24 protein-coding genes are annotated in these 24,529 nt (G+C 44.1%); 2 read left to right on the top strand and 22 right to left on the bottom strand.

Going from position 1 to position 24,529, the window contains the following annotated elements; all coding sequences use genetic code 11:
• Positions 1 to 61: 61 nt before the first annotated feature.
• The 5 genes from HMPREF9380_RS02320 to HMPREF9380_RS02300 form a co-directional block, all read right to left on the bottom strand.
• Positions 62 to 310, bottom strand: coding sequence for a YneF family protein (locus HMPREF9380_RS02320; RefSeq protein WP_004193166.1), 249 nt, complete (start codon positions 308 to 310; stop codon positions 62 to 64).
• A gap of 56 nt (positions 311 to 366) precedes the next feature.
• Positions 367 to 1,617, bottom strand: a complete 1,251-nt coding sequence (locus tag HMPREF9380_RS02315) for a diaminopimelate decarboxylase (RefSeq protein WP_004193169.1) — start codon at positions 1,615 to 1,617, stop codon at positions 367 to 369.
• Between the two features lie 103 nt (positions 1,618 to 1,720).
• Positions 1,721 to 2,404 carry a Bax inhibitor-1/YccA family protein gene (locus HMPREF9380_RS02310; protein WP_004193171.1) on the bottom strand — a complete coding sequence of 228 codons (684 nt, stop codon included), beginning with the start codon at positions 2,402 to 2,404 and terminating at the stop codon, positions 1,721 to 1,723.
• 25 nt (positions 2,405 to 2,429) lie between these two features.
• Complete coding sequence (locus HMPREF9380_RS02305; protein WP_004193174.1) at positions 2,430 to 2,921, bottom strand: HD domain-containing protein; 492 nt, start codon at positions 2,919 to 2,921, stop codon at positions 2,430 to 2,432.
• Between the two features lie 44 nt (positions 2,922 to 2,965).
• A complete protein-coding gene (locus HMPREF9380_RS02300) occupies positions 2,966 to 3,706 on the bottom strand; it encodes a TrmH family RNA methyltransferase (protein ID WP_004193176.1) in 741 nt (246 codons plus the stop codon).
• 83 nt (positions 3,707 to 3,789) lie between these two features.
• Between HMPREF9380_RS02300 and HMPREF9380_RS02295 the strand changes: the two genes are divergently transcribed.
• Together HMPREF9380_RS02295 and yidC are read left to right on the top strand one after the other, a co-directional pair.
• The gene (locus HMPREF9380_RS02295) at positions 3,790 to 4,068 is read left to right on the top strand and encodes an acylphosphatase (RefSeq protein ID WP_002897016.1); all 279 of its coding nucleotides are present in this window, start codon (positions 3,790 to 3,792) and stop codon (positions 4,066 to 4,068) included.
• 81 nt (positions 4,069 to 4,149) lie between these two features.
• Positions 4,150 to 5,073, top strand: a complete 924-nt coding sequence (gene yidC / locus HMPREF9380_RS02290; RefSeq protein WP_032907685.1) for a membrane protein insertase YidC — start codon at positions 4,150 to 4,152, stop codon at positions 5,071 to 5,073.
• 67 nt (positions 5,074 to 5,140) lie between these two features.
• Here the strand turns inward: yidC and HMPREF9380_RS02285 are convergent, their stop codons facing one another.
• The 17 genes from HMPREF9380_RS02285 to HMPREF9380_RS02205 all read right to left on the bottom strand — a co-directional run bounded on the left by HMPREF9380_RS02285 (position 5,141) and on the right by HMPREF9380_RS02205 (position 24,432).
• Positions 5,141 to 6,376 carry a sensor histidine kinase gene (locus tag HMPREF9380_RS02285; protein ID WP_004193183.1) on the bottom strand — a complete coding sequence of 412 codons (1,236 nt, stop codon included), beginning with the start codon at positions 6,374 to 6,376 and terminating at the stop codon, positions 5,141 to 5,143.
• Positions 6,360 to 7,061 carry a response regulator transcription factor gene (locus tag HMPREF9380_RS02280; RefSeq protein WP_032907827.1) on the bottom strand — a complete coding sequence of 234 codons (702 nt, stop codon included), beginning with the start codon at positions 7,059 to 7,061 and terminating at the stop codon, positions 6,360 to 6,362. The genes HMPREF9380_RS02285 and HMPREF9380_RS02280 overlap by 17 nt, the downstream gene beginning before the upstream one ends.
• 4 nt (positions 7,062 to 7,065) lie before the next feature.
• Positions 7,066 to 7,686, bottom strand: a complete 621-nt coding sequence (locus HMPREF9380_RS02275) for a GTP pyrophosphokinase (protein ID WP_004193186.1) — start codon at positions 7,684 to 7,686, stop codon at positions 7,066 to 7,068.
• 153 nt (positions 7,687 to 7,839) lie between these two features.
• Positions 7,840 to 8,322, bottom strand: a complete 483-nt coding sequence (gene greA / locus HMPREF9380_RS02270; RefSeq protein ID WP_002894584.1) for a transcription elongation factor GreA — start codon at positions 8,320 to 8,322, stop codon at positions 7,840 to 7,842.
• 145 nt (positions 8,323 to 8,467) lie between these two features.
• Positions 8,468 to 9,985 carry an endolytic transglycosylase MltG gene (mltG, locus tag HMPREF9380_RS02265; RefSeq protein WP_004193187.1) on the bottom strand — a complete coding sequence of 506 codons (1,518 nt, stop codon included), beginning with the start codon at positions 9,983 to 9,985 and terminating at the stop codon, positions 8,468 to 8,470.
• A gap of 62 nt (positions 9,986 to 10,047) precedes the next feature.
• Positions 10,048 to 10,551: a GNAT family N-acetyltransferase gene (locus HMPREF9380_RS02260; RefSeq protein ID WP_004193189.1), complete on the bottom strand. Its 504-nt coding sequence runs from the start codon at positions 10,549 to 10,551 to the stop codon at positions 10,048 to 10,050.
• A complete protein-coding gene (locus HMPREF9380_RS02255) occupies positions 10,551 to 11,063 on the bottom strand; it encodes a GNAT family N-acetyltransferase (protein WP_004193191.1) in 513 nt (170 codons plus the stop codon). Before HMPREF9380_RS02255 ends, HMPREF9380_RS02260 begins: the two co-directional genes overlap by 1 nt.
• A gap of 11 nt (positions 11,064 to 11,074) precedes the next feature.
• On the bottom strand, positions 11,075 to 12,409 hold the full coding sequence (murC, locus tag HMPREF9380_RS02250; protein ID WP_004193194.1) for a UDP-N-acetylmuramate--L-alanine ligase: 1,335 nt from the start codon (positions 12,407 to 12,409) through the stop codon (positions 11,075 to 11,077).
• Positions 12,410 to 12,689: 280 nt separating this feature from the next.
• Entirely contained in the window at positions 12,690 to 13,352 is a 663-nt protein-coding gene (locus HMPREF9380_RS02245) for a hypothetical protein (RefSeq protein WP_004193197.1), read from the bottom strand.
• Positions 13,353 to 13,406: 54 nt separating this feature from the next.
• Positions 13,407 to 16,508, bottom strand: coding sequence for a DEAD/DEAH box helicase (locus HMPREF9380_RS02240; protein WP_032907686.1), 3,102 nt, complete (start codon positions 16,506 to 16,508; stop codon positions 13,407 to 13,409).
• A 124-nt stretch (positions 16,509 to 16,632) separates the two neighbouring features.
• On the bottom strand, positions 16,633 to 17,943 hold the full coding sequence (gene der, locus HMPREF9380_RS02235; RefSeq protein WP_004193201.1) for a ribosome biogenesis GTPase Der: 1,311 nt from the start codon (positions 17,941 to 17,943) through the stop codon (positions 16,633 to 16,635).
• Positions 17,944 to 17,985: 42 nt separating this feature from the next.
• Positions 17,986 to 18,702: an NADPH-dependent oxidoreductase gene (locus HMPREF9380_RS02230; RefSeq protein WP_004193203.1), complete on the bottom strand. Its 717-nt coding sequence runs from the start codon at positions 18,700 to 18,702 to the stop codon at positions 17,986 to 17,988.
• On the bottom strand, positions 18,699 to 19,598 hold the full coding sequence (gene dnaI / locus HMPREF9380_RS02225) for a primosomal protein DnaI (RefSeq protein WP_004193206.1): 900 nt from the start codon (positions 19,596 to 19,598) through the stop codon (positions 18,699 to 18,701). The genes HMPREF9380_RS02230 and dnaI overlap by 4 nt, the downstream gene beginning before the upstream one ends.
• Positions 19,599 to 20,753: a replication initiation and membrane attachment family protein gene (locus HMPREF9380_RS02220; RefSeq protein ID WP_004193218.1), complete on the bottom strand. Its 1,155-nt coding sequence runs from the start codon at positions 20,751 to 20,753 to the stop codon at positions 19,599 to 19,601.
• Entirely contained in the window at positions 20,754 to 21,227 is a 474-nt protein-coding gene (gene nrdR / locus HMPREF9380_RS02215) for a transcriptional regulator NrdR (protein WP_002894570.1), read from the bottom strand.
• 170 nt (positions 21,228 to 21,397) lie between these two features.
• Positions 21,398 to 22,213, bottom strand: a complete 816-nt coding sequence (locus HMPREF9380_RS02210; protein WP_004193221.1) for an endonuclease/exonuclease/phosphatase family protein — start codon at positions 22,211 to 22,213, stop codon at positions 21,398 to 21,400.
• A 17-nt stretch (positions 22,214 to 22,230) separates the two neighbouring features.
• Positions 22,231 to 24,432, bottom strand: coding sequence for a PTS transporter subunit IIBC (locus HMPREF9380_RS02205; protein WP_004193223.1), 2,202 nt, complete (start codon positions 24,430 to 24,432; stop codon positions 22,231 to 22,233).
• Between the last annotated feature and the right edge of the window lie 97 nt (positions 24,433 to 24,529).

Raw genomic sequence — 24,529 nt, forward strand, 5'->3', positions numbered from 1 at the left:
TTCCAAATCCCCATTTTTTTTTGATTTTCTCTACTGGTATTAAAAGCCAGTCACTAGAAAATTATTTTTTCTTTTTGCTCTTAGCAAGCGCAGCTTTCTGCTGGCTGATAATTTGACGATAAACTTGCTGTACTTTCGCTTCATTTGGCCGTTGGCCGCTAGCGCTAAGCAAGGTCCGAACTGCTTCTACATTCAGACGCGGATTTTCTGCAAATTCCTTCTCAACTTGCCGACGAAGCAGATACATACCCAAGATTACGCCTAAGGCAAATGCCACCATAATCAAGAAAATTGCTAAAACTAAATTCATATCGAGAACTCCTCTATTTCCATTTTTACATTGCTCTTCATTATATCAAATTTTCTCTATTTTTCAAAATCAAAGCCATATAGTGTCGCAAAATAATCTTCTGGTTTTTCGGCTCTGCGAATCATGCGAACATTGCCATCTTGCTCCAAGAGAATTTCGCTGGAGCGGAGCTTGGCATTGTATTGATACCCCATAGAGAAACCATGGGCACCCGTATCGTGAATCACCAGTGTATCGCCAATTTGGCTGACGGGCAGCGGGCGATTAATAGCAAATTTGTCGTTATTCTCACAGAGGCTGCCGACAACATCCACAATTTCTGTCTCACTCTCAGGTCGATCCATATTAGTAATGTGGTGGTAAGAACCGTACATTGCAGGACGCAGCAGATTGACCGCTGAGGCGTCCACTCCCAGATAGGTTCGGTAGGTCTGCTTCTTATGGGTAACCTTGGTGACCAGAAGGCCATAAGGCGCCAGCATAAAGCGGCCCAGCTCCGTATAAATCTTGACCTGTCCTAGGCCAGCCGGAGTTAGAATAGCTTCATAGGCCTGACGAACTCCTTGACCGATGACCGCAATGTCATTTTCCTCACCTTCAGGCTGATAATTAATGCCGACACCGCCAGATAGATTGATAAAGTCCAGCTCAACTCCTGTCTCAGCCACTACTTCTACAGCCAACTCAAAAAGCTGACGGGCCAGTTCAGGATAGTAGTCATTGCTGACAGTATTTGAGGCCAAGAAGGCATGAATGCCAAACTTCTCAGCCCCAAACTCCTTGAGCTCTTTGAAAGCTTGAATCAGCTGGTCCTTAGTCATACCAAACTTGGCTTCTTCTGGATTATCCATAATGCTGGTTCCCAGCTCAAAGACACCGCCAGGGTTGTAACGGCAGGAAATAACCTTGGGAATACCAGCGGCTTCCTTTAGAAAAGCCACATCTTCATAGGCATCCAGATTGATAGTCGCTCCCAAGTCACGCGCAAACTGAAATTCCTCAGCTGGTGTGTTATTGGACGAAAACATGATATCCTGTCCAGCAAAGCCCAGCTTTTGGCTCATGAGCAGCTCAACATAGCTGGCACAATCCACCCCACAACCTTCTTCTTTGAGGATTTTTAAAATAGCAGGATTGGGAGTGGCCTTGACGGCAAAATATTCTTTAAAACCTGGATTCCAAGAAAAGGCCTCATGCAGGGCACGCGCTCTTTCCCGAATTCCCTTCTCATCATAAAGATGGAAAGGTGTTGGAAACTGCGCCGTAATCTCAGCTAGCTTTTCACGACTGACAAAAGGAGTTTTCATACTATTCTCGCTTTCTATTTACTGGGTTTATTATACCATAAATCCATAGGAGAAACAAAAAGCACTGGGCAAGCGCCCAATGCTTTAGTCTTATTTAGTCTAATTATTTGTTTCTTCCAAAAATACGCAGCAAGCTGAGGAAGAGATTAATGAAGTCCAGATACAGATGCAGAGCCAGAGAAATAGCCCAGCCATTTCCTGGATTTCCATTGGTCTGCTCATAGACATAGCGAATCTTCTGATTGTCCCAAGCGATGAGTCCTGAGAAAATAAGGACACCAACGATACTGATGATAAAGTCCAAGCCACTGCTTCTCAAGAAGATATTAAGGACGCTAGCAGCGATAATACCAATCAAACCGGCCATACAAGCTCTGCCCATTCCGGAAAGATCCTTCTTGGTCACCTTGCCGATGAACCCCATGGCAAAGAACATAACGGTCGTTGTCAGAAAGGCTAAGAGAACAGTTGACTGAAGATACAGCGCCATGATAATACTTAAGGTAAAACCATTGATGGCTGAATAAGCTAAAAACATAGGCAACGCCGCTGGGCTATTGCTCCGAGCAGTTCCAGAAGCTACCAACACAAAGATAAACTCAACTGCAATAGCCGCATAGAAAATCCAAGTGGAGCCTGTCAGAACAGAGATAATAATGTCCTGAAAGAAGTTCAGCATCAAGAGGGATACGATTGCTGAGATTCCGATACCGACACCAACGATAGAATAAATCTTAGCATAGAAAGAATTAATATCTGATTGATCTTGAATAATAGAATGATTCATAGTTACTCCTTTTATAATAAAACATTTACGGTTTCAGCATCTTTCGATGAAAGAGCTTGTGATTACCGCTCTTGCGTCTCCAAGGTGCAGTCGCTTCCTTGACTGCCCAATATTTATCCACCATCGTCACAATATAAGACTCCTTATAGCGCGGCGGAGCAATGGTCGCCCCCCACATGTGCTTGATGATAATGTCCTCTTCGACCTTATTGAGCTTGGTAATCTTACGAGCATTGCGAACTGCCAACCTCGGATGGACCCAAGCATGACTCTTCTTAAACTTGGTCACACGCCAGTCATAGTAGAATAAGTCATGAAGCAGGGCACCGCGTGCCGTGCTGCGGGCATTCCAACCAAATTTTTTGGCAATTCTGTAACTAGTATAACTTACATTGATGGAATGTTCAAGTCTATTGGAATGAATATGATGGGGAATTTCTTTCAAGCGCTGCACACTGGGCTTTTCAATCAAGTGCCCAACATAGGCCATAAACTCCTCGTCCTGTTTGTAAGGCATAGAATCACCTCCCTTGCCAACTATTATATCTCTTTTTCTGATTTTTAGCTTAAATGAAAGATTAAAATACCAGCAGCGACCGCAACATTGAGACTTTCTGCTTGCCCCTTCATGGAAATATGGACCAGAACATCAGCTGCTGCCGTCATTTCTGGACTAATCCCCTGCCCTTCATTGCCCATGACTAGGACAAAGCTATCTTTACTGTCCACCTCTCTGTAATCAATAGATGTTGACGACAAGGTCGAAGCCAGAATTAGCAGACTGGAAGACTGAGCCAGCCTAATAAAATCAGCCGTATCCATTCGATAAACTGGCAGATGAAAATGGCTCCCCTGCATAGAGCGCAGCGTTTTTAGGTTATAGATGTCTGCTGACGAGCTAGAGATGAAGACTCCATCAAAGCAAGCTGCATCAGCTGTCCGAATGATGGTACCGACATTACCTGGATCCTGAACGTCCTCCAAGAAAAGATAGCGCCCACTTAACTCCGCAGGTATTTCTTTCCTTTCAAAAGCCACTTCCGCGACAATCCCCTGTGGTGTCTTACTATCAGCCAAATCTGCTAAAATCTCTGGACTGACAAAAATCACTTGAGAAAAATCAGCTAATCGCTCTGCGTATTCCGCTAAAGCAAAAATCCGAATCAGCTCTGCCCCGCTGCTGATAGCTTCCTCAAATAAATGCCAGCCCTCGATCAAATAAGAATCCTTGCGGTATTTTTTGTGATGAAGTTTTTTAGCTTTTTTTACCACATTATTGGCTTTTGAGGTTATAATATTCATAAGAACATTATACCACAATTTAGCAGACTTGCACTCATACTGAGGGCTTAAATCCCTTGGTCCGTTCACTAAAGGAGGATGGCATGCAGAAAGTAAAAATGATAGCCCAAGGACGAGTACAAGGAGTCGGATTCCGCTGGGGAGTCTATTCTCTAGCACTGGAAATCGGAGGTATTACCGGCCGGGTCTGGAACAACGACGACGGTACTGTTGGCATTCTGGCTCAGGCTGATGACCCAGCTCTGATGGCCAAATTTATCCAAGAAATCCGCAAGGGACCGACGCCTTTTTCTAAGGTCAGTTATTTGGATGTGACCATGGCTAATTTCGACTCCTATCCTGACTTTAAAATTTCAAATTAGGTCTGCAGAACTATTGTATATTTTGCAAAAAAACAGTAGAATAGATAGGTATTATTTTTTAGAAACAAAGGATATGAACTCGTGAAACATTTCAAACGCTTTTTATTCTCCGGTATGGGACTGGCTGCGCTTATTTTCCTGTCCGGCTGTGTGGGCCGCGACAAGGCCGGTAATCCTTCTGGTCTGATCTGGGACGTGATTGGTCAGCCTATGGCGGATGGTATCCAATTTTTCGCCAAGAATTCAGGTCTGGGTTATGGTCTGGCGATTATCATCGTTACGCTCATCGTGCGGATTATCATTCTGCCGCTAGGAATCTATCAGTCTTGGAAGGCAACGCTTCAGTCTGAAAAGATGAACTACTTCAAGCCGATTTTTGCCCCAATCCAAGAGCGAATCAAAAATGCCGAAACTCAGGAAGAGAAAATGCAGGCTCAGCAAGAACTGATAGCCGCTCAAAAAGAAAATGGACTCAGCATGTTTGGCGGTATAGGCTGTCTGCCTCTGCTCATCCAAATGCCTTTCTTCTCAGCCCTCTTCTTTGCAGCCCAGTATACTCAAGGAGTTGCAGGCAGTTCCTTCCTCTGGATTAAAGACCTGGCCAAAAGCGACTGGGCTTTGACCGCTATTGTAGGTATCCTCTACTATATCCAGTCAGTGCTCTCTCTGCATGGTATTGAAGATGAAACTCAAAGAAACAGCATGAAACAGGCTTCTTATATGAGTCCTATCATGATTGTTGCTTTCTCATTCCTCTCTCCTGCCGCAGTCACTCTCTACTGGGTAGTCGGTGGATTTATCCAAATCATCCAGCAATTTATCATCAACTACATCATTCGACCTCGCCTGAGAAAACAGGTAGCAGAGGAATTTGAAAAAAATCCTCCTAAAGGCTTGAAAAAAGCGAGCCGGGCTAAAGATGTTACTCCAAAAGCTCAGCCGGCTATTGAGCAAAAGAACAAAAAGAAAAAGAACCGCAATGCTGGTAAGCAACGGTCAAGATAAAGAATCAGCGTAACCGATACAAAAAACTCAGCAAACAAAGCAATAAATGATGAACGAGGTGACTCTATCACAGTAAAACAGTAAAGCCAATCAATTCTTTCTTATATGAAACCCAAATCCTGCCCTTGAAAATCCGCACCAGACTTTCTGCCATGGATAAGCCAATCCCGTAGCCAGGCTGCTTCTGATTGTGCGATTCGTCTTCACGATAAAAACGGTCAAAGAAACGACTGTAATCAACATTTTTGCCGTCCGCGTAACTATTGGCTACCGTCAGCCGGGCTCGTTTCCCGCGCTTGGCCTTGGTCAAGGTGACAAAAATTTGCCCATCTTCGTCACAATACTTGCAGGCATTGTCAATCAGTATACTAACCAATTCATAAAGTTCATCTTCAGTTGCCTTGACATGGATATCTTCCTGCAGCTTGATCTCGTACTTCTTACCTGCCTTCTCGATGACAGACTTGAAGTTTCCTGCTACTTTTTTAACAACTTCTGAAAAATTCACATCTACCAAAGTAACATCTGGCTGCTCTTCCAGACGGGCCAGAACGACCATTTGATTGATTAGATTACTGAGACGCTTGACCTGGTCCTTGGTGCTTTCTGTCCATTCATTTTCGCCAGTCATCAGCTCTTGCAGCTCCGTATTGGCTGAAATGATTGCCAATGGTGTCTTCAGTTCATGCCCCGCATTAGTGATAAAACGCTTCTGATTTTCATAGTTTTTGATATAGGGGCGGATGGCAAAGTTGGAAAATCCAGACACGACCAAGACAAAGAAAATAAAGCTATAGAAGCACAACTGGATAGACAGCCAGAAAAAGTCATTACGGCTTTCGAGATAATTGGTCGAATCTAAGACCACCAGTAAATAGCGCTTGGTCTTGGAATCCTGCGTTATCTGGTAAGAATAAAATTGACTGCCTACCTTAAAAACTCCACTGCTACGACTGTCCTTAATCACTTTGTTAGCGTAGCTAAGCGCCTGCTCCTTAGATAGATTGGAAAGATGGTCTAAGTTGGTGGAGTAAAGTGTTTTGTCTTCCTTATAGACCACACTGAAATAGCGGTATTGGTAGATGGTATCAATGGTGATACGGTCGTTTTGCAAGCTCTCTGCTGTTTCTTCTACGCTGGGAAAATCTCCATTATTGGCAGATAGAATATTGAGAACGGCTTGGATTTCTCCGTTGGTCTGCAGAAAGCGAACGGAGTTTAAGACAGCAATCATGGTCAGCAAAATACAGACAATAGCCGCCGAAGCCAGCAGAATGAACCGAATTTTAAGCTTCCGAAACATAGCTATCTCCTTCCAGCGGCACCAGAGTGAAACTACCGCCTTCCTCACCCAAGATAGCAAGATCAGCATGAATAGCCTTCAGCTTCTGACGCAAATAGGAAATATAAATCCAGACGAAGCCTTCATCCAAATCCTCATCCTCGTCTTTGGACCAAACATGACGGAAGATTTCCTGAGTGGAAAGACTCTTCTGGGCATTGAGCATAAGAAATTCCATCATTTTAGATTCCTTACCGGCTAGGCGAATAGAATTGGAGCTAATGAGTTCATGCTCTCCGACATTAAGGCTCGTTTGGCCAATCTGCAGCAAATTGGGGGTAAAAGTCGCTACCCGTCTGGACATGGACCGTAGGCGAGCCAGAAGCTCTTTCAGAGAGAAGGGCTTGGTCAGATAATCATCTGCACCGGCATCCAGCCCTGTGACCTTGTCATCCACCTCTGACATAGCTGTCAGCATTATGACGTGGGTCGTATTGCCGGTTTGGCGGATTTCTTTCAATGCTTCAATGCCTGTCTTGACCGGCATCATGATATCCAGAATCATCAAATCATAGGCATTTTCCTTGGCTAAGTCCACAGCCTCCTGCCCATCAAAGGCTGTATCAACCTGATAGCCTTCACGGGTCATCGCTGTTTCCAAGACGCGGGACAGCTGCTGCTCATCTTCAGCTAATAAAATCTTCATCATCTCACTCACTTTCTCGAATCAAATTGCGGATGGTCTGCATGGTCACATCACAGGAAGCCAGCTCATCTGCACAGCGTTTCAGCTCGCGGACAATCCGCTTGCTGTCTTTAATCTCATGCTTGTACTTCATCTGATGCTCTAAGCTGGCCCAAGAGTCCATAGCAATGGTCCGAAGCTGGATTTCTACAAAATAGCGACCAGGGTTTTGACCATGACAGTCCTCATAAGGAGTCTCCACCTCTAATATCAAGTGGTAGGAGCGATACCCATTAGGCTTGGCAGCTCGGATATAGTCCTTTCCCAGAACAATCTCACAGCCCTCCAGCTGACGAAGCACTTCAATGGTCTGATAGATGTCCTCGATAAAACCGCAAACAATCCGAATCCCAATCGCATCACGAATTTCTTTCAGGGCTGACTCTGGCACCCTAGGCAGATTCTTGCGTTGACATTTCTCTTCCATACTGGCTGCCTGCTTAACTCGTGCATTAAAATGCTCAAAAAGCTTCTGCCCTGTTTCCTGCTTGACTCGATCATTTGCCTCTTGAATATGTTGGCTAAGATCATCTAAAATCTTGGGCAGGTAGACGCCGTATTTCCCATAAATATCTTGCTCTTGCATACAGTTCTCCTACTTTTCTAGCTTATTCTCATTATAGCATAACCATCTGTCTTTTCTCTATTTTTCCCCTGCTCTTCTTATCTAGCCTACACTCTCTGTCTTAAAAGAAACGAAAAAAGAACCAGTCTTCTAGCCAGTTCCTTTTGGTATTTATTAAACGGTTTTTTCAACCTTGAGAATTTTAACATCGTAACTGCCAACCGGTGTTTCGACTGTTGCAGTATCACCTGTTTTCTTGCCAATCAGAGCTTGACCAATCGGGCTTTCATTGGATACCTTACCTGCGAAAGCATCTGCACCAGCAGAACCAACGATAATGTAGACTTCCTCTTCGCTTTCGCCTACTTCTTGAATGGTAACTGTTTTGCCGATAGCTACCTCGTCCTTGGCTACAGCGTCACTGTTTACAATCTCAGCGTAGCGGATCTTGGTTTCCAGACTAGAAATCTGTCCTTCCACAAAAGCCTGTTCGTCCTTTGCAGCTTCGTATTCACTGTTTTCTGACAAATCGCCGTAGGAGCGGGCAATCTTAATACGTTCTACCACTTCTGGACGACGCACCAATTTCAATTCTTCTAATTCTTTTTCTAGTTTTTCCTTTTCCTCTAGGGTCATAGGATAAGTTTTTTCAGCCATTTTTTCTCTTTTCTTTTATTTTCTTTTATTTTAAAACTAAAACAAGAGGCTGAGACAAGTCTGTATCAGTCCCTTTTTTATATAGCAGGACTGAGAAAGCTAGAACTAAATGCACTAGCTTTTTCTCGTCTGCAATGATAGCAGTCTAATTAGAACTGCTGCTGGATTGAGTGAGCTTGCTATTGACATGCTCCTCAACATTTTTGGCGTGTTCCTCATAAGTATTGGCGAAGTAAACAGCGCCTGTTTCAACATTTGCCACAAAGTAGAGGTAGTCCGTCTTACTTGGGTTAATGGTAGCTTCCAAAGCTGACAGGCTCGGACTATCAACTGGCCCAGGCATAAGCCCTTCTTTTTTATAGACATTGAAAGGCGAGTCAATATTGGTATCAATCTCAGCGTCCTCTTTCAGAGTCGTTTTCTTTCCTAGCTTGCCTTGAGCATAAAGGATAGCAATATTACTCTGAAGCGGCATCGCTTGATTGAGACGATTGTAAAAGACGCTAGCAATATCTTTACGGTCCTGGTCTGTTGAACCTTCTTTTTCCACCAGAGAAGCAAGTGTCAGAACTTCATTAACCGTTAGGTTCTTCGCTTCGATAGTAGAGTAGTAAGAAGACAGATTGGTATTCATTGCGCCCAACATCTGGTCAATCAAGCTTTCCAGATCCGCATCCTCACCATAGTTATAAGTGGCAGGGAAGAGGTAACCTTCTAAGCGGTACTTGACTCCACTGTCCTTGCTTGGCAATGTCCCCAGCAGCTGTGGATATTTAGCCGCCATCTTGGAAATGAAAGCTTCATCCTGCACCTTAGCTAGGAAATCGTCCTTACTAAAAGGTGTCTTACTAGTCTTCTTAGAAGTTGCAGCTGCATTAACCGTCACAGCCTCTGCAATCTGCTCCAGTGTATATCCTTCAGGAATAGTAACCTTACCAACAACTGGTGGTTGCGGCGTTTCTGTTCCACCTTCCTGAAGCTGCCGAGCAATGGTATCTAGATCCATACTCTTCTGGAGATTGTAATAGCCGGACTGGTAATTGTTAAAGCTTTTAATCTTAGAATACAGACTAAAAACTTGGGCATTTTTAATCAGCCCCTTTTTCTCAAGGATTTCTCCAATCTGCTTAGAGCTAGAGCCTTCTGGTACTTCAACCGTCACATATTCTGTTGCGTTTGCATCAACAGGTTTAAGAGCTGAAGATACATAAGTATAGCCGACAACTCCTGTAACCACAAGTCCCAGCAGGACAATCAGTAGAACCGTTGTCATAATTCTGCGAGCTAATGTGTTTTGACGTTTTTTCTTGACCGTGTTGTTGGCTCGATTAGCCCGAGATAAAACCTCATTGGGCTTCTTATCTTCCTCATCCACTCGGCCATAGACCTGAGGGTGAGCCTTTTCATTCTCTGACGTTTTATATGTTACATCAACTGAAGCGGGAGTAGTTTCAAAATCCTCATCAAATAATATTTTAGATTGTCTATCTGAATCTTTTACAGATTCAGCTTTGAAATCTTTTTCACTTTCTGGAGTAAGATTATTTTCACCACTTGCTTCCGCTAAATCTCGTAGAATCTGCTCTCTAAAGCTCAGATTCTTCTCTTTGTCTTGTGATTTTTCAGTCAAAAATTTGACCTCCTTCATCATAATCCCTAACATTATATCTTAAAAGTCAGATAAATGCAATAAGAGTAGGATTTTCTAGCTTATTATTGGTTTTTTTACAGTTTGAGACTAGGATTTTCCCAGACCATATCAAACCAAGTAGCACCTGCGTAAGTTGATTTTGACAAACCTTCATTTACAAAGGCATGCTTCTCGTAGTAAGCGATTAGGTAATCATGACAGGTCAAATTGATGCCATGGCGTTCATCTGCTATAGCAATCTCTTTCATAGCTTCCAATAGCATGTGACCGATCCCCATCCCCTGAGCATCCTTCGAGATAGAGAGGCTGGTCAGAGAGATAAAGCCACCGTCCAGATGACCATAATCTTCAATCTCCTCTGTAAAGGAAATATCATTTAAATAACGTTCTGGATGTACAGGTCCCTCCAGATAGCCCAAAATCTTACCGTCCTTTTCCGCCACCAAAAAAGTCGAAGATAGGGTTTGGATATGTGCTTCTATACTTTCGCGGCTAACAGCCTCCTCTGGACCGAAATTTTCCAATTCGATAGCATAAATGGCGTCTAAGTCAGCCATTTGAGCTTGACGGATAATCATCACTTCTCCTTAAAATTGGGATTTTCCCACACCATATCAGACCAGACAGCTCCACCATGAGTTGAATCAGAAATCCCTTCATGGACGAAACCATTCATCTCATAATAAGGTATCAGCTCATCATGACAAGTTAGGCTAATGCCCTGTCGATTTTGCTGAACAGCTATCTCCTTGAGAGCTGCAAGCAACAAGGTTCCGACCCCCTGTCTCTGAAAATCCGGATGGACGGACAGTCTTTGGACAGCAATAAAGCCACCTTCTGGAGGATTAGCACCCACCTTGCTAAAGAGATCATCTGTCAGATATCGCGCCTGAATAGCTGGTCCAACAATATAGCCCGCCAGCTGACCATGCAGCTCTGCTAGCAAAAAAGTATCTGGAATCTTCTCAATCCGCTCTTTGAGAACTTCTGAACTGGCTGCTTCTGCTGCTGGAAAATTCAGATGCTCGATTGCAAGAATTTCCTCCCAGTCGCTCAAGTCAGCCTGTCTGATTCGAATTGGTGCTTCCATCAAGTCTCCTCCTACTGAACGTTGCTGGTCAGATTGGACAGGAGACGTTCAAAGGAATATTCATAGGTCTGGATGTCACCAGCTCCCATAAAGACGTAGACTGCATTATCGTGGTCAAGAAGCGGAGAAACATTATCCACGTCAATGACCTTGGCCCGCTTCACAATCTTTTCAGCCAAATCTTCGACCTTGACATCGCCATTGTCCACCTCACGTGCAGATCCGTAAATCTGAGCTAAATAGACTGAGTCAGCCTGATTGAGGGCTTCCGCAAATTCGTCCAAGAGAGCAATGGTCCGAGTGAAGGTATGCGGCTGGAAGATCGCCACGATTTCCTTGCTTGGATACTTCTGACGAGCTGCATCCAGAGTCGCGATAATTTCCGTTGGATGGTGAGCAAAGTCATCAATAATAACTGTTTCGTTAACAATCTTTTCAGTAAAGCGGCGCTTAACCCCGCCAAAGGTCTTGAGATGTTCCCGTACTAGATTCAGATCAAGACCTGCAGTATACAAGAGGCCGATTACTGCTGTCGCATTCATAATGTTGTGGCGGCCAAAGCTTGGAATCTGGAACTCACCCAGCTCTTGCCCGCGGAAAGAAACTTTAAAGCCTGAACCGCTGGTGGAACGCAAGAGGTCGTGAGCGACAAAGTCATTGCCCTCTTCCTTGAAGCCATAGTAGTAAATCGGAGCCTTGGACGTAATCTGGCGCAGCTGCTCATCTTCTCCATAAATGAAAAGCCCTTTGGTAATCTGCTTGGCATAGTCATTGAAAGCGTTAAAGACATCTTCTAGGCTCGTGAAATAATCCGGATGGTCAAAGTCGATATTGGTAATGATTGAATATTCCGGATGATAGGGCATGAAATGACGCTCGTACTCGTCTGACTCAAAGACAAAATACTTGGCATTGGCAGAACCACGGCCTGTACCGTCCCCAATCAGATAGCTAGTATCCGTGATATTAGACAGAACGTGGGAAAGAATACCCGTTGTAGAAGTCTTCCCATGGGCACCAGCCACTCCCAAGCTAACAAAGTCACGCATGAAGCTGCCTAAAAACTCATGGTAGCGTTTATAGCTGATACCGTTTGCGTCTGCATAGGCAATTTCTACATTGTTATCTGGACGAAAGGCATTGCCGGCAATGATTTCGAAGTCTGGCTGGATATTCTTTTCATCAAAAGGCAGGATGGAAATGCCAGCCTGCTCCAGACCGCGCTGAGTGAAATAATATTTATCAACATCACTGCCCTGAACCTTATGGCCCATCTGGTGCAGCATCAAAGCCAAAGCGCTCATACCAGAGCCCTTAATCCCGATAAAATGATAGGTTTTCGTCATGATTACTCCTTAAGATACAAGGCCATAAAAGCAAGTCCAAAGAGGAAAATCTCCGCAGATCCTCATCAGCCCGCAAGGATTTCCTTTCTTTACAAACTTTTAGGCACCACCAAAACACCAAAGAAGCCGGACCAATCAGTAAGTCCCAGCTTCCATCATCGGTCTTCTTCAACCGATGATGGATGTTATATGCAGATAGATTTTACATTTACATAATCAAACAGCAATTTCCTTTATACACCAGAAAATTGCAGGCAGAAAAGGATCAAGCAAGCCAGCTTTATTCGCTGTCCAAGCCTGTCAAATTCAGCTCTTGAGCCTTGGAATGTTTCAACTGCTCCTCCTTAGCCCTATCCTGATTATAGATCTGACTGGTTTTTAAAAAATCATAATTGTTCTTCTTAGGCTTTTCTTCCGGCTCCTGTGGCTGAGGGCTGCTATACTCAGGCTGAATATCTGCCAAAATATAGTTTTCCTGCCGAAGCCTGTCGCCAAACTTCGTAAATTCGCCCGATGTACTCTTTTGAAAAGGGGCTGTTGGCTTCGGTCTTTCCGTATTAGAAGCTGTCGGAAGCTTTCTATTGCGGACCTTAGTCGGAAGGTCGCTGGTCAGATAAGACGCTGAGCGCTTTTTTTTCAAATCTGCCCGAGCTTCCTCGCGTGCCTGCTCAGCATAACGAATGGCCGGATCTTTCTTATCAATCGGCTTTTTAAAATCTTTGAAAGCAGACTGCTTTTGCAGCGGTCTTCTGATAGCCTGACTGGCAGCGATGGGAGCATGCCTGCTGGAGTCCACGATCGGCATCCATTCCAAATAATTACGGTCTGTATAGTCTCCGGTAATGTTGCTAATGAGATCCAGTTCGTCATAAAGATTCATATGCGGCATTTCTGTCAGCATGATTTCATCATCTGACACCAGAGGAAATTGTTTATCAGTCATATCTTTTTCCTTTCAACCCTTCATTATTATAAACTATTCAGGCTATTTTTCAAGCTATTCTGCCGAAATTCCTAGAATTTCTCGAATTTCCTCCACAGAGAGACTGGATTTGGCTTCTGCTCCGTCAAGAATAGTCGAAACCAGATTGCGCTTGCTCTCCTGCAGCTCCTGTATTTTCTCCTCAATCGTACCCCGTGTAATCATCCGATAGACTTCGACATTGCGCTCCTGACCGATACGGTGGGCACGGCCAATGGCCTGGGCCTCAACCGCTGGATTCCACCAGAGATCGACCAAGATGACTGTGTCTGCACCAGTCAGATTGAGACCGACACCTCCAGCCTTTAGAGAAATCAGAAAGGCTGATCGCTGGCCGTCATTGAAGGCAGTTGTCATGTCCTGACGCTCCTTGGCTGGAGTAGAGCCTGTAATCTTAAAGGACTCCATGCCCATCTTGTCCAGCTCACTCTCGATAATATCCAGCATACCACGAAATTGTGAAAATATGAGGACACGACGATTACCATCTTGTATCTGTTCAAGTAATTCCCGCAAACTTTCCAGCTTACCGCTCTCGCCCTCGTAATCTTCCATAAACAGCTTCGGAGTATCACAGATCTGACGGAGACGCATAAGACCTGACAGAATCTCTATCTTGCTGCGGTTGATTTCATCTTCTGTCGCATGGATAATTCTGTCCTGCATTTGTTTGAGCAGAGCCAGATAAATAGTCTTCTGGCTATCTGCCAATTCATTGCGATAGGCAACTTCAATCAAATCAGGCAGTTCCTGCAGCACATCTTCTTTCTTGCGCCGCATGACAAATGGTTTGATATAGCGAGCGACTTTCTCAGCCGGCAGTTTTAAAAATTCCTTTTTGCTTGGCAAAAGTCCTGGCATGACAATCTGGAAAATAGACCAAAGTTCTCCCAGATTATTCTCAATCGGCGTCCCAGAAAGGGCATAGGTATGCTCCACTTCAAAATCCCGCAAATACTGGGCAATCTTGGTCTGGTCATTCTTCATGACCTGAGCCTCATCCAAAATCAGATACTGGAAGTGGTTATCCTTGTATTCTTCCACATCCTGCCTGAAAGAAGCATAGCTGGTAATGGTAATCTGATGCTTCTGCGCAATCAGCTCATCACGAACATTTTTCAGACCATACACCACCGCCACATCCAAATGCGGAGCAAATTTAGCGAACTCATCGCTCCAGTTGTAAATCAGGCTGGATGGCGCCAAGATTAAGACTTTCTTAGAGTCATCTATACGCGAACTCAGAAAAGAAATCGTCTGCAGGGTCTTTCCCAGCCCCATATCGTCAGCCAAGATGCCACCGAAGCCATACTTATCCAGCATGGATAGCCACTTGACACCCGTCTCTTGATAATCCCGAAGGTCAGCCTTGACTTGCAGCTTGGGAAGAGGAAATTCCTCAGGGTGAGTCAGGTCAAAGGCTAGCTGCTGCACATCTTTTGAAAACTGTACTCTATCCTTGCCCTTGAAAAACTCTGCCAGTTGGTAAGCTGCCAGACTGCTGGTCTGAATGAAGCCATTTTTAGTCCGCTTACTCCGCAGCTGCTGCAAAGTCCGACTCATCTCCTTGGTCTCTTCATCGAAAATCAAGACTTGCCCAGACTTACTGATAAAGAAGTCCTGCTCCTTAAAGAGCGAATCAAGAACTGCGTCAATCTCTGACTGCGCAATGCCAGCAAAATCGAAACCAACATCTAAGAGGCCGCCCTTCATCTTGACAGAGATCCTTGGACTTTCTGTCTGTGCCAGTGCCTCTAACTCTTCTGTCATGCTAACACGGCCCAAAGCCTCAAAATTGGGAATGACTTCTGAGAAGAAATGATAAATTTCTTCCGGCTTCAGAGGCGGCCGCTGGCTGTAAAAGTCTGCCACAAAACCTGCCTGCAGCATTTGCTTAAAGACTTGCTGCTCATGCTCAAAATTACCCGCAAAAGGCAGACGTTCCAAATCTTTGCGAGTCGTCACTTTCCTGTCTCCATAGTCAAAGACAGTGTCCAAAATCAGACGCTTGTCAGGACCGATGTCAAAGTCAAACTTGGCTGTAAAGTCATGAATCATCATACTTTCAGGTGCTTCTACCCGACCAACCTTTTTAAACTCAGACAAACTGGAAGCCAGCTTCGTTCTCTCTGACAAGTCGAATTGCAGGCGCTTCAACCGATCATGCTCTATAGGCAACTCCCGTAAAGCCTTCATCAGTCTAATCTGCTGGGGATTTAGCTGGTAGAAAGTATCTCCATAAAAGATAAACTGGCCATCATAAAGCATCTTATAATTTTTCTCAGCAATGACTAGCTCAAAATGCTCTTCATGCTCTTCCACTTGGAAAGTAAAAACTTCTGCCTCTTCATGTAAATCTTGGAAAAAGACTTCACTGTAGTCATAGAGGCTGTACTCTAAGCGGAAAGAAGACAGATTCATCAGGAAGATAACTCCCTCTTCAAAGATACTAGCCGGGAAGAAAAGATTGCGCCCAGCATTTGGGAAAATCAAAGAAGAATCTTGCCCCTGATAGTCAGACACTAGTCCCTGCAGGAAAACGAGCAAATCTTGACTGGCTTCATCAAAATCCTCCAAATGAATAGCCTCATAGTAACTCTTACCAATCTGATAATGCCCGCCCTTTTCCAAGGTCCGAAGGAAGGAAAGAACGTCTCGGACAACATAAGAGCGCTCGTCCGGCAAGCGACTGATCCGAAGACTCCAAAGAAACTGTCCAGTATAAGAATCCTCCTGTCCCGTAGCCGAAAGCTCATAACACACTTGTTTTTCGGATATTTTCGGCAATATCTCATCCAAAAACAAACTCCCGAAAGAAACTAACTTTTGTGTTTCCTGGCTAGTTATCTCTTCTTCTTCCAAACTCTTTAGTACATCTTTCCCAGATGGAGCATTTTTCAGATAATACTCCAAGGCTGCCAGATGGGCACAATATTTTTTCTTCTGGAAAAAGTCACAATAACAAAAAACGATATCATCATCTAAGCTATAGCGCAGATTATAGTCGGCTACACGAGCAAATAAAATAGAATTGCTGACCTCAAGGACTATCACCTTATTGTTTTCAACCAGGGCAATTCCTTCTGTCCGAATCTTACCAGGAATTAATTTTGCCATCATTACCACCTTACATTTATCTCATCATTATACCATACTTTCGATATAAAAAATAAAAGTAAGCATTTATACTTACTTTTATTCTCAACTATAAATATAATTTAAAATCAATATTTTACAATCCCTACTTCCGCTTCCTTGCAATCAAGTGAATTGGGGTCCCTTCAAAGACAAAAGCCTTGCGGATTTGATTTTCCAGGAAACGCAGGTAAGAGAAGTGCATGAGTTCTTCTTCGTTGACAAAGATGACAAAGGTTGGCGGTTTGGTCGCTACCTGAGTCGCATAAAAAATCTTGAGACGTTTTCCCTTGTCAGTCGGTGTCGGATTAATGGCGATGGCATCCATGATAACGTCATTAAGCACTGCTGACGGAATACGCGTGTTTTGGCTTTGACTAATCTGCTTAATCATATCCGGCAGCTTATGGAGACGCTGCTTGGTTAGGGCAGAGACAAAGATAATCGGCGCATAAGACAGATACTGGAACTGGTCACGAATATCTTCTTCCCAGTCTTTCATGGTATGGTTGTCTTTTTCCAGTGTGTCCCACTTATTGACAACGATGATTATTCCTTTTCCTGCTTCATGGGCAAAGCCAGCGATTCGCTTGTCGTACTCACGAATTCCTTCTTCAGCATTCAGCACCATCAGAACGACATCTGAGCGGTCAATGGCCCGCATAGCCCGCATGACAGAGTATTTCTCCGTATTTTCATAGACCTTGCCTGACTTGCGCATACCAGCCGTGTCGATCATGGTAAATTCCTGACCTTCACTGTCCGTAAAGACCGTATCAATAGCGTCACGCGTAGTACCGGCAACAGGACTGGCAATAACCCTATCCTCACCTAGGATGGCATTGATCAAGCTAGACTTGCCGACATTAGGCCGGCCAATCAGACTAAACTTAATCATATCAGGATTTTCTGCCACTTCTTCATTTGGAAGATTTTCAACGATGGCGTCAAGAACATCTCCAGTACCAATCCCGTGGACTGAAGAAACTGGGAATGGATCGCCCAAGCCCAGCGCATAGAAATCAAAAATCTCATTGCGCATTTCGGGATTATCCACCTTATTGACTGCTAGAATAATCGGCTTATGGGTCTTATAGAGCATGCGAGCCACATACTCGTCCGCATCCGTGATACCTTCCTTGCCAGACACGACAAAAACGATAACATCCGCTTCGTCCATGGCGATCTCAGCCTGGTGTTTGATTTGCTCCATAAAAGGCGCGTCAACATCGTCAATTCCGCCCGTATCAATAATACTAAACTTACGGTTGAGCCAGTTTGCGGTCGCATAAATTCGGTCGCGTGTCACCCCTTCGACATCTTCCACAATGGAAATCCGCTCACCGGCAATCCGATTGAAGAGCGTTGATTTGCCGACATTAGGCCGGCCGACAATGGCAATAGTTGGTAAGGCCATGTTTTTCCTCTTTCATTCTTTAGGACAGAGCCAAACTCCGTCCTATTTTTCTAATTTCTTTTCTTTGAACAATTGGTCAATAGCCTGATTTGGCTCCTGACCAAATTGAGCAGCTAGGCGCTGACTCCAGGTTTCCTTAGCTCGCTCGCCAGCATATTCAGTCTGAACGCGGTCATAGGCTTGGATAGTTGAACGATCCTGTTCACGATATTCTTCCTCAAAGACCACTGCTTCATAAGGCAGGCGCGGTTTGACTGCATGGTTCTGGTTGGGATTTCCCAGAGCAAGCCCAAAGACTGGATAAGTGTAGTCCGGCAACTTGAAAAGCTCTGCTATTTGACTAGCAGCATAACGAACCAGTCCAATGATTACTCCGCCATAACCCAAACTTTCAGCTGCTAACAGGGTATTTTGTCCAGCTAAAGCAGCATCTACTGAGCTAATAAGGAGATTCTCCGGCCCCTTAGGATAAAAGTCTTCCGTATGCATGTGAACGCCCTTTTGGGCACGATTGAGGTCGCCAACAAAAAGCAGGAAGGCCGAAGACTGCCTAATGGCTTCTTGGGGCACCAAGTCAAAGAGGGCTTCTTTTTTCTCTTTGCTTCGCACTACAATGATCGAATAGGACTGAAAATTCTTCCAGCTGGACGCAGCCCGCCCAGCATCAATGATGGCACGTAGTTCCTTCTCCGAAATCTGCTCCTCCGTAAAGCGGCGAACAGACGTATGAGATTTCATTAAGTTAATCGTTTCATTCATCGGCGGTTCTCTCCTTCTAGGCGTACCTCCTGAGCCAGAAACTTAATCCGCTCCATAACCCGCTTAGCCTGCCAAGTCTCATCGCCATTCTTAGAGCTGGCAAAGTGACGCTCTAAATCCGCAAAACTAAAGTTAGAAGTAAAGAAAGTTGGCAGATTTTCCTGCATGCGGTGCTGGAGAATGACCTGCAAAATCTCATCCCTCATCCAGGGGCTAGACTGCTCTGCACCGATATCGTCCAAAATCAGCACTTGAGCTGTCTTGACCTGGTCAATCTTCTCCTTGACCAAGCCGGAACTGATCGCATTCTTAACATCCAAAACAAAGCTTGGATAGTGAAGGAGTGTCGTTGAAACACTGCGTTTTTCTGACAAATCATGCGCCAGAGCAGCCATCATGTAGCTTTTTCCGACTCCAAAATCCCCGTAGAGATAAACAGCCTTCTGATAATTCGGAAACTCAGCAACGAAGTTGGTCAACAGTTCAAAAGCCTTGTAGCGGCCAACATCGTCCAGATCCACCTGAGCCAGACTAGCCTCCTTGAGACTGGCTGGTAAACTGATGAGATTGAGACGGCTTCTAATAGCCTCCTGTCTCTCCTGCTCAATCAACTCAGGCGTCTCTTCATAGGCAACATCCGCATAGCCTTCATTTTTCACCAAGATTGGCTTATAGCCCTTAGCAATATAGGTCTCATCCCCCAGCAAAAAGCGGTTGCGCTCCGTAATATACTGGTTAAACTTGGAGACACTGCGCTGAATCTCAGCTTGGGTCAGCTTTTCCTGCTGGATAAAGGCTGCCACATCTGGATCGGCCATAATCTGCTTAACCAGCTCCTGATAGTCAAACTGCCGCACCCTATTCATATGAGGCATATTCTGTCTTATTTTCTCCATTTATTCGCCTCCTCCTTCAAGTTTGGCTAAGAGCCGACGTTTCTGCTCTTCTAGCTCGGCCTGCTTCTCTGCGCTCGTTTCATTTTTATAATCCGGCTGACTCCAGTCAGGTACGTTGCTCTTGGTAGAGCCTTGTCCAGATTTAGCTGGACGGTTCTGGGGCTGCTGGTTGCGCTCACGGATTTTCAAGACTGCTTCCTCAGCTGTCGTCACCTTTTGATAAGAAAAATCATTAGCTACCTTGAGGGCATACTTTTCATTGAGATTGGCTGAATCCACCTTATTAAAGGTCAAGAGCAAGATTACGTTGATAACCTCGTCCAAAAGGCCTAATTCAGCTAAATCCAGCAAAAGCTTTCTCTCCGTCCGCGTAATAGCAGCCTGACGAGTTTTCTTAATTTCTGCCAGGAATACCATTGGTGATGTTCGCTTCGCTTCTTGGATAATAGATTGCTCCTGCTTAGAAAACTGACCTTCTGCTGGCTTCTGAGCTAGCTTTTGCTTCATCCGCTTGGTAGAAATGACCTGAGAAACAGCAGTTTCTCTAGCCAAAACGTAGGTCTCATACCAAGTCCACTTTTTCTGCTCAGCAATTGCAAACAATTCTAGCACATCTTCCTTTTCATTGGCAAAACGAAGATTGTCCTGAGCCATCCGTTGCTTGAAATACTCCAAGTCAAAATCATTGGCTTTTCGCACTGCCCTTGCTTGCTCATCTTCCATACCAAACACCTGCATAAAAGGCTTGATCAATTTATCTCCGCTAGGATTTTCTGGTCGCAGGGCATCAGCAGCAGCTTCGCCGATTTTCTTTTCCAAGAGCCGACTGTACACATTATGGCTGAAAAATTCCTCCGCAGTTAAGGTTGGGTGGAGTTGAACCAGATAATAGTCATCTGTTTGATAAAGATCCACTAGCTTAATCGTCGCCAAACGCTCAAAACTTTCTTCTAAAATATTAAGTCCAAAATCTAAATGATTGAGAATCTGACTGAAGAGATGCTGCTTTTGCCCATTATCACCAAAAGACAGCAGATAAAGATAAAGCGTTACCGCTTCTCTCCCCAAAATCGGCAAATAGAGCTTGGTCAAGATAGCAATATCTGAACTGACTGCATTATTGCGCAAGAAAGAAAACTGATGGTTTGGTTTCATTTATTTGTCCTTTTTCTTCTTGGACCCCTTAGTAATCTGCTTGAGCAGGCTTTCTAGCTCTCCCACATCCTTGAAACTCCGGTAAACACTGGCGAAACGAACGTAGGTGATTTCATCCAGCTCTGCCAGTTCATCCATGACTAAGGATCCAATATATTCACTATTGATTTCATTATCGCTCTGACTGCGGACCTTTTGCTCAATTCGGTTGACAATCTCCTCTATTTCGTCACTAGATACTGGTCGCTTTTGAGCGGAGCGAATAATACCGTTAAAAATCTTATCCCGAGAAAATTGCTCGCGTGTCCCGTCCTTTTTGACAACCACTAGGGTTCTCTCTTCGACGCGCTCGTATGTCGTGAAACGATGCTGACATTCTTCACATTCACGACGGCGACGGATTGTATTTCCATCTTCTGCCTGTCTGCTATCAACTACACTTGATTTATTCCCACCACATTTCGGACAACGCATACCATTTCCTCCTAGAATCCTAATACTTCATTATAACACGTTTTCAAGAATAACAAAAGACAGCCGTTTGGGGTGTAAAATTTCACCATTTTGCCCTAAAAATGTGTTTATCAAAAATAAAAAGCGAGACAAATCTGTTGCATTCTCAGTCTTGCCTCATCTTTTTACTATTATAATGCCACTTGCACTTCTAAACCAAAGTGGTCACTGACAACAGGGGTTTCTTTCCCGTCAAAGACGACAGCGGAACGCTCAACGTCCATCCCTTGACTAGTGAAAACATAATCAATCTTCAGAGCGTGCTTATTATCATCCCAACCTGCGATAGTCCCTTCTACAGTTGCCTCTCCGCTAGCTTCTTTTGCAGCAGTATGACTATCCTGCAGCTTCAGTGGACTGGCTAAGATGGTCTGGTAACCTTGCTGGCCGACTGGATTGTTGAAATCGCCCATGAGGACCAGAGGAGTTTTAACCTTGAGAAGCTCTGCTTCAAGCTTAGCCCATTCCCCCTGAAAGCCTTTGTCCCACCAAGACAGATGGCAGGAGGCAATTGTCAGCAATTGACCTTCCACCTCAGTCTCTGCTAGCAAGACTTTACGGGTATGGTAATCCCTAGGATCATTAGCCTCTGATACCAGAACTTCTCTAGGAGCAATAGGTTTTCTAGATAGGATTGCCACTCCTTCGTTGTAAATATCAAACCCAATATGATTATAGGCCCAGGACCAATGATAGTCCAATCCTGCCTCAGCCAATTTTTCTACCAAACAAAGGGCAAAGTGGTCTTGATGAATCTCAATTGCGCCCTCAACCGCCTGATAGAAAGGAGCCTGAACAACCTGTTCAGACTCCGTTAATTGATTGACTTCCTGCAGGCAAATGACATCATATTTTTCTTGAAGAATGCGTTCTGCAAGCTGATTAAGCTTAGTTTCTTGCTCTTCTTCCATCCAACTATGAGTATTTAATGTCAGGAATTTTGCCATGATTTCTCTTTTCTATTTTACAATTCAACCTTAGCAACAACTGTCTTAGCAGATGCTTGACCAAGTTTTTCTACTGTTACAGACTTGATAGCTGCTGCATTTGTGAAGACTACGATTGTTGAAGTTTCACGTCCAGCTTCTTTGATTGCTTCCAAGTCAGCTGTGACTAAAAGATCTCCAGCTGCAACTTTTTGACCTTCTGAAACATGAACTTCGAACGGTTTACCTTCAAGGCTAACAGTTTCCAAACCAATATGTACCAAGACTTCCAGGCCGTTATCTGTCACAAGACCGATAGCATGCTTGCTAGGGAAGACGCTAGTTACTTTACCAGCAACTGGTGAATAAATCTTACCATTTTGTGGCTCAACTGCAAATCCATCACCCATCATTTTTTGTGAGAATACTGGATCTTTAACATCTGCCAAGTCAATGACTTGACCGTCTGCAACAGTTTCAACTTCCTCAGTCACACCTTTGTAAGTAACTTCGGTAGCTGCTGATTCTGCTTTTTGGCTAGGAAGTGTTTCAGGAATCACTTCACCAGAATCCAACAAGTCTTGAATATCAGATTTGAGAACGTCAGCTTTTGGTCCGTAGATAGCCTGAACGCCTTGGCCTTTCATAACCAAGCCCATAGCGCCTTCAGCTTTCCACTGTTCTTCTGTTCCAACTTTTTCAGCATCTTTGACAGTCACACGCAGACGAGTCATACATGCATCTACATCTACGATATTAGCACGACCACCCAGAAGGTTGATAACATTTACTGCTTGAGAAGCTTCAGCAACTTTACCACCAGTTGACTCTGATGAAGAAGCTTCATCTGAACCATCTGCTGTTTCATAGTTACCGTTACGTCCCGGAGTTGCATAGTTGAACTTCTTGATCATGAAGTTAGAAATGAAGTACATTACAACACCAAAGAGGATAGTTACCCAAATGAAGTTGATGATATCCCCACCAAGACCAGCACTAACAGACATAGGGGTACGGGTCAAGAACTCAATTGAACCAAAAGAATGAACACGCAAATCAACAATATCAGCCATAGCAAAAGCTGCCCCTTGTACAAATGCGTAAATGATATACAGCGGTGTCGCTACAAACATAAACATGTACTCGATTGGTTCAGTAACCCCTGTCAAGAAGGTTGCCAAAGCAGTCGCAATCATCATACCTTTGTATTTGTGTTTCTTATCTTTGTCCACATTGCGGTAGATGGCAACTACTACACCCATCAGGATACCGAATGAACCAATCATCTGACCTACTTTGAAACGAGCCGGTGTGTAAGCGGCAAGAAGGTCTTGATATTTAGCTGGATTACTTCCTTTCAGACTAATCAAGTCCTGAACCCAAGCCAACCAAAGTGGATCCTGACCAGGAATTACTTTACCAATTTCTTTTCCTGTTTGGATTATGTAGGTACCACCCAGTTCAGTATAGTTCATTGGAATAGTCAACATATGGTGCAAACCAAATGGAAGCAAGAGACGTTCTAGCGTACCATAGATAAACGGTGCTAAAATTGGCGGTGCATTTGTAATCCAAATACCAAAGGCATTAATTCCCGCCTGAATAAACGGCCAAAATACACCAAGAATTAAAGCAATAATAGTTGAGTTTAAGATGACAACAAAAGGAACAAATCTTTTCCCATTAAAGAATGATAAGGCATCTGGAAGTTTCCGGAAATTATAATATTTATTGTAAGCTACCGCTCCGACAAAACCAGCAATAATTCCGACAAAGACTCCCATTTTAAGAGCAGGAGCTCCTAGAATTAACTCAAAGTAATCAGACACTTTCAGAGAAAGATTTAATGATTTAATACCGAAACTCAGCGTGTGCACTGTAGCATTAGGTTTAGATAGCATTTCGCTGGTAACCCCAAATAGAACACCAGTAATTCGGTTAATCAAAATGAAGGACAAACCAGCCGCAAAGGCACCTCCAGCTCGTTCTTTAGCCCAGTTTCCACCGATAGCTAGAGCAAATAAGATATGAAGATTACCGATAACACCCCAACCAATTTGTTCCATTACGCCACCAATAGTGACTAAGATTCCCCAATCTTGGTTAATCATAGGAACTGTCTTACCGATACTAATCATCAGTCCTGCTGCCGGCATAACAGCAACGACCACCATCAAAGCTTTACCGAATTTTTGCCAAAATTCAAAGCTAAAAATGTTCTTGAATGAATCTTTCATCATTCAGACCTCCTTATATTTTTTGCAAACCACTCCTTTTTATGAAATCGTTTGCATATCGTTACATCTATTATAGCACGAATTTTTATTTTGTAAAGGC

This window comes from Streptococcus sanguinis SK49 (assembly GCF_000212815.1).
Classification (GTDB): domain Bacteria; phylum Bacillota; class Bacilli; order Lactobacillales; family Streptococcaceae; genus Streptococcus; species Streptococcus sanguinis_C.